Here is an 8,387-nt window from a genome sequence, read left to right on the forward strand (position 1 = left end):
CGCCCATGCCCCTTGTGACGCCACATCTGCCTTCTGCGCCAATCGGCACCGGCGCTAGAGATCCACGTCCCCCAAATCGAGCGGCGCGCCGGGGCTCAGCAGATGGCGTTCCGGCAGCCAGGGGTTTAGGGCCAGCGCCTCCCGCAGGCTCTCGCGCGCCTCCACCGGCCGCGACAGCCCCAGTAGCGACAGCGCCCTTCCGCTCAGCGCCGCCACATGGCGCGGCGACAGCTCCAGCGCCCGGTCCAGATCCGCCAGCGCCGCCGCGAAATCCCGTCGCAGGTAGTGGACAAAGGCGCGCTGATTGTAGCCCTCGGCGTAGGCCGGACAATAGGCGATCAGCGCGTCGAATTCCTCCAGCGCGCCGAGGAAATCATAGCCCGAGCGCCGCGTCATACCGCGATCCAGCATCGCCTGCGCCTGCTCATCCGGCGCATCGGCCCAGTATTCCCAGAGCTGATTGCCGATCCGCTGCGCCTCCCCCTCGCTGTCGGCCGCCCGAACATCGGCCAGGAGCGCCTCCAGCTCGGCGGCATGATCCGGCGCGGGGGGACAGGTATCGGCCAGCGCGCCGACAGCAAAACCGCAGCTAAGGACGCCAGCACAAAGCGCCGCGCGGACGCGACCGGTGGCAAGAGACAGCAGAGGGTCAGATATGGTCATGCCCCGATGATGGCGCGTTTCCCCGTTCAGGCAAGTCACAATTGCGCGCGCGGAAGGGACGCAGCGGCAGCTACATCGGCCCCAGCCCGCCATCGTCCTTCACCGCCTGCATCGACATATAGGTGGAGGTCGAGGACACATGCGGCAGTGAGGAGATCTTCTCGCCCAGCACCGCGCGATAATCCGACATCGACCGGCAGCGCACTTTCAGGAGGTAGTCAAAATGCGAGGCCAGCATATGCACCTCCTCGATCTCGGCCAGCTGCACCACGGCGGCGTTGAAAGCGGCCAGCGCTGCCTCGCGCGTGTCCGCCAGCTTCACCTCGACAAAGGCCACATGGTCGAGCCCCAGCCGGATCGGGTCAATCAGCGCGCGATAGCCCTGAATATAGCCCTCGGCCTCCAGCCGTTTCAGCCGCGCCTGGGTGGGCGATTTGGAAAGACCAATGGCGCGGGCAAGATCCGAAACCGACATGCGGCCATCATGGCTCAGCTGCTCCAGAATCGCCTGATCGAACCCATCCAGCCCTGGAAAGCGTGATCGCATCGTGAAACCTTCAAAATAAATCCATTTCAACCGCAGGATATGAAAAATCAGGACAAATGACCAGTCAACATGCGCTATCATGGGACAAATACATCTTGCTGGGAACCGACCATGACACATGCCCCCCAATTGCTGCGCGACCGGATAGATGCGGGAACCTATGCGGATCAGGCGATGATGCGCGACCGGCTGGTGGCGCAGGCCGCCCTGACGCAGGACGACCGCAGCGCCATCTGTTCTGCCGCGACCCAGCTGGTCAAGGACATCCGCGGCCATTCCGCGCCGGGCCTGATGGAGGTCTTTCTGGCCGAATATGGCCTCTCTACCGAGGAAGGCGTGGCGCTGATGTGTCTCGCCGAAGCGCTGCTGCGGGTGCCCGATGCCGATACCATCGACGCGCTGATCGAGGACAAGATCGCGGCCTCTGATTGGAGCAAACACCTCGGCCAATCCACCTCGCCGCTGGTCAATGCCTCCACCTGGGCGCTGATGCTGACAGGCAAGGTGCTGGACGAACACAAAAGCCCGATCAGCGCGCTGCGCGGCGCCATCAAACGTATGGGCGAGCCGGTGATCCGCACCGCCGTTGGCCGCGCCATGAAGGAAATGGGACGCCAGTTCGTGCTGGGTGAAAGCATCGAAAGCGCCATGAAACGCGCCGCCGGCATGGAGGCCAAGGGCTATACCTATTCCTATGACATGCTGGGCGAGGCCGCGCGCACCGAAGCCGACGCCTCGCGCTATCACCTGTCTTATTCGCGGGCCATTTCGGCGATTGCCAGCGCCTGCACCAGCAGCGACATTCGCGAAAACCCCGGCATTTCGGTCAAGCTCTCGGCGCTACATCCGCGCTATGAGATCGCCAAGGAGGCCTCGGTCAAACAGAACCTGGTGCCGCGCCTGAAAGCGCTGGCCCTGCTGGCCAAAGCCGCGCGCATGGGGCTCAATGTCGATGCCGAGGAGGCCGACCGGCTGTCGCTGTCACTGGAGGTGATCGAAGAGGTGATCGCCGATCCCGCGCTCAAGGGCTGGGACGGGTTTGGCGTCGTCGTGCAGGCTTACGGGCCGCGCACCGGGGCGGCGATTGATGCGCTCTACGAGATGGCCGAGAAACACGACCGCCGCTTCATGGTGCGACTGGTCAAGGGCGCCTATTGGGACACCGAGATCAAGCGCGCCCAGGTCGAGGGCATGGCGGGTTTTCCGGTCTATACCAACAAGGCGCTGACGGATGTCTCCTATATCGCCAACGCCCGCACGCTGCTCTCGCGCACGGATCGGATCTATCCGCAATTCGCCACCCATAACGCCCATACGGTCAGCGCCATTCTGCATATGGCGCAGGACGGCCAGCCCTATGAGTTCCAGCGACTGCACGGCATGGGCGAGACCCTGCACCAGATGGTGATGGACAAGAACGCCACCCGCTGCCGTATCTATGCGCCGGTCGGGGCGCATCGGGATCTGCTGGCCTATCTGGTGCGGCGCTTGCTGGAAAACGGCGCCAACTCCTCCTTTGTGAACCAGATCGTGGATGAGGATGTGCGCCCCGAGGAGGTCGCCGCCGACCCTTTCCTGAGCGTTGAGGATCTGTCCAGCGACATTCCCACCGGCCCGGAGCTGTTCCAGCCGGAGCGCCCAAATTCCAGGGGGTTCGACCTGCACCACGCCCCTACGCTGGCGCGCATTGAAGACGCCCGCGCCCCCTTCCGCGACGCCACCTGGCAGGCGGGTCCTCTGCTTGCGGGCGAAGCCCGGCCCGACACGGCGCAGCCGGTGACCAACCCCAGCGATCTGAGCGACATCGGCAGTGTCGCCGAGGCCAGCGCCGCAGATGTGGAACAGGCCCTGAGCGCGGCTCAGATCTGGGATGCGCCCGCGACAACCCGCGCCGAGGTGCTGAACAAGGTTGCCGATCTCTATGAGGCCAATTTCGGCGAGCTCTTCGCCCTTTTGGCGCGTGAGGCTGGCAAGACCCAGATGGATGCGGTGGCAGAGCTGCGCGAGGCGGTGGATTTCCTGCGCTACTACGCCGCCCGCATCCCCGATGCCGCCCCTGCGGGGATCTTCACCTGCATCTCGCCCTGGAACTTCCCGCTGGCGATCTTCACCGGCCAGGTGGCGGCAGCGCTGGCCACCGGCAATGCGGTGCTGGCCAAACCCGCCGATCAAACCCCGCTGGTGGCCTTCCGCGCGGTGCAATTGCTGCATGAGGCGGGCGTGCCACGCGAGGTGCTGCAATTCCTGCCCGGCGCGGGCGCAACCGTGGGCGCCGCGATCACTGGCGATGCGCGGGTGAATGGCGTGGCCTTCACCGGCTCCACCGCCACCGCGCTGCGCATCCGAACCGTCATGGCCGCGAACTGCGCCCCCGGCACACCGCTGATCGCAGAAACCGGCGGGCTGAACGCCATGATCGTCGATTCCACCGCGCTGCCGGAACAGGCCGTGCAGGCGGTGATCGAGAGCGCCTTTCAATCCGCAGGCCAGCGCTGCTCGGCGCTGCGCTGCCTCTATCTGCAAGAGGACGTGGCCGAGGATGTGCTGACCATGCTCCAGGGCGCGATGGAGCTTCTGGAGCTTGGCGATCCCTGGCATCTGACAACCGACAGCGGCCCGGTGATCGACGCCGCCGCCCGCGCAAAGATCCTCGCCCATATTGAAGAGGCCCCCGCCGAGGGCCGGGTGCTGAAGGAAATGCAGGCGCCGCAGGGCGGCACATTTGTCGGCCCGACCCTGATCAGGATCACCGGTATTGGCGACCTGGCAGAAGAAATCTTTGGCCCGGTGCTGCATGTGGCGACCTTCAAATCCCACGAACTGGACGCGGTGATCGACGCGATCAACGCCACCGGCTACGGGCTGACATTTGGCTTGCAGACCCGGATTGATGACCGGGTGCAGCATGTCTGTGATCGCATCCACGCCGGGAATATCTATGTGAACCGCAACCAGATCGGCGCCATTGTTGGCAGCCAGCCCTTTGGCGGCGAGGGGCTTTCGGGCACCGGGCCAAAGGCGGGCGGGCCGCATTACCTCGCGCGCTTCTGCGCCCCGGATCGCCAACATAGCGACGCACGCTGGACCAGCCCCCAGACCGAACTGCCCGCCGAAAGCGGCCAGCCCAGTCAACCGGTCACCACCTCCCTGCCCGGCCCCACCGGCGAATCCAATCGCCTGACCACATCCTCGCGCCCGCCGCTCCTGTGTATGGGCCCGGGCGAGGCCACGGCGGAGGAACAGGCCAAGGCGGTGATCCGCCTCGGCGGCAGAGCTCTCCGCGCCCAAGGCGCGCTGGATCCAAAGCAGGTGCAGCAGATCGAGGGCATTTCCGGCCTCCTGTGGTGGGGCGATGCCGAGACCGCGCGCGAGATCGAGCAGAACCTGGCCCAGCGGAAAGGCCCGATCGTGCCGCTGATCCCCGGCCTCCCGGATCGCGGCCGTGTGCTGGCAGAGCGTCATATCTGCGTAGATACCACCGCTGCTGGCGGCAATGCCGCGCTCCTGGGCGGCCAGGGTTGAGCGCGCCAACCTCACAGCCAGCCTCCCGGGCCAGAGAGGGTTTGCGCTTCGCTTCGCGAAACGCCCGGGAGCGGGGGCCGCGCCTTCGGCGCGGCCCCCGCTCGGCCCAACGCTTTTACGGGTGGCTTTGCCGCCTGAAAAAGGGGCGGGAGCGCCCCCTTTTCACCTGGAGCGACCGCTGCCGCCGCGTCCATTGTCGGCAGCTGCCCGTATTGCACTTGACCTCGCCGCAGACGCACCCCAGCTTCGGCATATGTTTCCGCTGCGCGATCACAACCCCTCTGGCTCCACGCCCTATGTTGTCTATCTGCTGATGGCGGCCAATATCCTCTGCTACCTATGGTATTCCACCAGCTTTGATACGGCGCGCGGCCTCGCCGGTTTCTACGGCACCTTCGCCGCCGTCCCCCGCGAGATCATGCAGGGCGAGGCCCCGCTCACCCTGGTCAGCTCGATCTTCATCCACGGCGGGTTGCTGCATCTGGCCGGCAATATGCTGTTTCTGTGGATCTTTGGCGACAATATGGAAGACGAGATGGGCCACCTGCCCTTCCTGATTTTCTACCTCGCCTGCGGCATCGGCGCGACGCTGGCGCATGTCCTCTCTGCCCCGCAGTCAAACGTGCCGCTGGTGGGGGCCTCCGGGGCGATCGCGGGCGTCATGGGCGGCTATCTCTTGATGTTTCCTAAGGCGCGGGTGGATATCCTGATCATCCTGATCTTCTTTTTCCGCATCATCCCGCTGCCCGCCTTCATCATGCTCGGCCTTTGGCTTGCCATGCAGTTCATTGGCGGGCTTGCGGCGGACCCGAACCTCGGCGGCGTCGCCTATTGGGCGCATGCCGGCGGCTTTTTCCTCGGCCTGGCGCTGACAGTGCCACTCTGGCTCAAACGCGGCGGGCCCCGCTTCTGGAGCCGCACCGCAGGACAGCCGCCCCACCCGGAGGTGCGCTACAGCGCCAGCCACATTCCCCGGGTGCCCCGCCAGCCTCAAAGGCGCCGCCCCGGTCCCTGGGGCAAATGACAGCTCACACACGGATTTGACATGGAAACCCACCACGCCACCTGCCACTGCGGCGCAGTCGCGATCGTCGCGGACTTCCCCGCTGGCCTCTCCTCGGCCAGTCGCTGCGACTGCTCCTTCTGCCTGCGCCGCGGCGCCCCCGCGGTCACCGCCCTGACACGCAGCTTACAGGTTCTGAAAGGCGCCGACAGCCTGTCGTGCTACAGCTGGGGCAGCCACACCGCGAAACATTATTTCTGCAAGACCTGCGGCATCTATGTCTACCACCAGCGCCGCTCCGACCCCGCCGAATGTGGTGTCAACCTCGGCTGCATCACCGGCGGCAACCCCCGCACCCACGCCCAAACCTATGGCGAGATCCCATGGACCGACGGCGTGAACCACCCGGCGGATCGAACAGGCTGACTCTTCATCTTTTTAAAAAATATCCCCGCCGGAGGCTCCGCGCCATCCAGCCCGCGGAACAACAAAAAAGGCGCGCCCACATCCATGGGCACGCCTGAAACAGACAGGATACTGTCGAACTTAGCCGCGGATCACCTTGGTGAAATTCTCAAAGATCGGCTCATTGGAGCAGATCACCTCGCCGCTCTCGACAATCGAGGCGTCCGGGTCCAGTGCTTCGCACAGGCCACCGGCCTCCTTGACGATAATGATCCCCGCAGCGACATCCCACGGGTTGAGACGACGTTCCCAGTAGCCCTCATAGCGGCCCGCTGCCACATAAGCCATGTCCAGCGCCGCCGCGCCCCAGCGCCGCACCCCGGCCACGGCCGGCATGATGCGCGCAAGGTCATGCAGGGTTTCGGGCAGGTCGGTCCGGCCGCCAAAGGGCAAGCCGGTGGCAAAAACGGATTCGATCATCCGGCTGCGCGCAGACACCCGCATCCGCGTCTCGTTCATCCAGGAGCCCGCGCCTTTTTCGGCATAGAACATCTCGTCCTTGGCGGCGTCGAAGATCACCCCCGCGACGATCTTGCCCTTGTGTTCCAGCGCGATCGACACCGCCCAATGCGGCAGACCATGCAGGAAATTGGTGGTGCCATCCAGCGGGTCCACGATCCAGCGACGGGTGGGATCTTCGCCGGGCTCCTCGCCCCCTTCCTCGGCCAGCCAGCCATAGGTCGGACGCGCGCCCCTCAGCTCTTCCTTGAGGATCTGCTCAGCGGCGATATCGGCGCGGCTGACAAAATCCCCGGCCCCCTTGCTTGAGACCTGGAGGTTTTCCACCTCGCGGAAGTCCTTCACCAGAGAACGGCCTGCCTTGCGAGCGGCCTTGATCATCACGTTGAGATTTGCGCTACCAATCATTGTACGAGCTGTCCTTGCGGGGGGAGATGTCGGTCAAAGGCTGCCCTTACACGGCACAGCCACAATTGCCAAGGGGGGAAACCGGCGCATTTGCCGATATGCGACAGCGCGCACTGATACAGGCCCCGGAGTCTCGGTCCAATAGCTGCCCCTTGCGCGCAAGTCACTAAACTGATTAGTTCACCCACCCGAGCAGCCCTCAGTTGGAGCCAGAGAAATGTCTGAACAGATGCACCGTATCCTCCTTGCCAGCCGTCCCGAAGGCGCGCCGAGCCTGGAAAATTTTCGCCATGACAGCTGCCCCATGCCGGACCCCGGCACGGATGAGGTGCTTGTAAAGGCGGAATATATGTCGCTGGACCCCTATATGCGGGGCCGTATGAGCCCGAGTGAATCCTACGTTCCCCCCATCGAGGTCGGCGCGCCCATGCAGGGCGGCGCGGTGGGCGAGGTTCTGCGCTCCAATCACGCGGATTTCGCGCCCGGCGACAAGGTCTATGGCATGTTCGGCTGGGCCAGCCATGGCTGCCTGCCCGGATCGGAGCTGCAAAAACTCGCCCCCGCCCTTCAGCCAAGCTCGCTCGCACTTGGCGCGCTCGGCATGCCGGGGTTTACCGGTTGGCATGGCTTGCACGCCTATGGCCGCCCCAAGGCCGGCGAAACGCTGGTGGTTGGCGCCGCCACCGGGCCGGTGGGCTCCATGGTAGGCCAGCTTGCCAAGGCCGCCGGGCTGCGCGTGGTCGGCGTTGCGGGTGGTGCGGAGAAATGCGCGCTGGCGGTGGAGAGTTTCGGCTTTGACGCCTGCCTCGATCACCGCGCCTATGCGCAGGTGGACGCGCTCAAGGCCGCCCTGTCCGAGGTCTGCCCCAAGGGCATCGACATCTATTTCGAAAACCTCGGCGGCAAGCTCCTGGAGGCGGTGCTGCCGCTGATGAACCCGATGGGGCGGATACCGCTTTGCGGCATGATCGCCTGGTATGATGGCTCCCCGGTGTCGGGCCTCAGCGCGCCGGATCTGTGGCGGGCGATGCTGGTCAAACAGCTCTCCGTCACAGGCTTCATCATCGCCAATCATTTTGACCAATACCCAGCCTTCCTTGAGGAGGTTGGCCCGATGCTGGCCAGCGGCAAGATCCGTTTTCTGGAAGATGTCGCCGAAGGGCTGGAGAACGCCCCCGCCGCGTTTTTGTCGATGCTCAAGGGCGGCAATACCGGCAAGCAGCTGGTCAAGCTGACCTGAGCATGTGAGCGTCCGCCCCACCTCGGATGTGGGGGCCATGAGATATTTCCGATCCTGTCGGATCGGACCGGCGCGGGCCG

7 protein-coding genes are annotated in these 8,387 nt (G+C 65.0%); 4 read left to right on the forward strand and 3 right to left on the reverse strand.

The features are described 5' to 3' along the window. Window positions 1-54: 54 nt before the first annotated feature. The gene (locus HCZ87_RS18330) at window positions 55-663 is read right to left on the reverse strand and encodes a tetratricopeptide repeat protein (protein WP_167646150.1); all 609 of its coding nucleotides are present in this window, start codon (window positions 661-663) and stop codon (window positions 55-57) included. 70 nt (window positions 664-733) lie between these two features. Next, window positions 734-1,210 (reverse strand): Lrp/AsnC family transcriptional regulator, encoded by a 477-nt coding sequence (locus HCZ87_RS18335; RefSeq protein WP_167646152.1) that lies wholly within the window; start codon window positions 1,208-1,210, stop codon window positions 734-736. Window positions 1,211-1,321: 111 nt separating this feature from the next. On the opposite strand from HCZ87_RS18335, the gene putA reads away from it, so the two are divergent. The 3 genes from putA (at window position 1,322) to HCZ87_RS18350 (ending at window position 6,161) form a co-directional block, all read left to right on the forward strand. After that, the gene (gene putA, locus HCZ87_RS18340) at window positions 1,322-4,732 is read left to right on the forward strand and encodes a bifunctional proline dehydrogenase/L-glutamate gamma-semialdehyde dehydrogenase PutA (protein ID WP_167646154.1); all 3,411 of its coding nucleotides are present in this window, start codon (window positions 1,322-1,324) and stop codon (window positions 4,730-4,732) included. Window positions 4,733-4,985: 253 nt separating this feature from the next. Further along, complete coding sequence (locus HCZ87_RS18345) at window positions 4,986-5,756, forward strand: rhomboid family intramembrane serine protease (protein ID WP_167646156.1); 771 nt, start codon at window positions 4,986-4,988, stop codon at window positions 5,754-5,756. A 21-nt stretch (window positions 5,757-5,777) separates the two neighbouring features. Then, complete coding sequence (locus tag HCZ87_RS18350; RefSeq protein WP_167646158.1) at window positions 5,778-6,161, forward strand: GFA family protein; 384 nt, start codon at window positions 5,778-5,780, stop codon at window positions 6,159-6,161. A 120-nt stretch (window positions 6,162-6,281) separates the two neighbouring features. Here HCZ87_RS18350 and HCZ87_RS18355 read toward each other — a convergent pair whose 3' ends face one another. Further along, a complete protein-coding gene (locus HCZ87_RS18355; RefSeq protein ID WP_167646160.1) occupies window positions 6,282-7,067 on the reverse strand; it encodes an inositol monophosphatase family protein in 786 nt (261 codons plus the stop codon). Window positions 7,068-7,284: 217 nt separating this feature from the next. Between HCZ87_RS18355 and HCZ87_RS18360 the strand changes: the two genes are divergently transcribed. After that, window positions 7,285-8,307, forward strand: a complete 1,023-nt coding sequence (locus HCZ87_RS18360) for an NADP-dependent oxidoreductase (RefSeq protein WP_167646162.1) — start codon at window positions 7,285-7,287, stop codon at window positions 8,305-8,307. Window positions 8,308-8,387: the final 80 nt, after the last annotated feature.

It is taken from the genome of Phaeobacter sp. HF9A (assembly GCF_011806385.1).
Classification (GTDB): domain Bacteria; phylum Pseudomonadota; class Alphaproteobacteria; order Rhodobacterales; family Rhodobacteraceae; genus Epibacterium.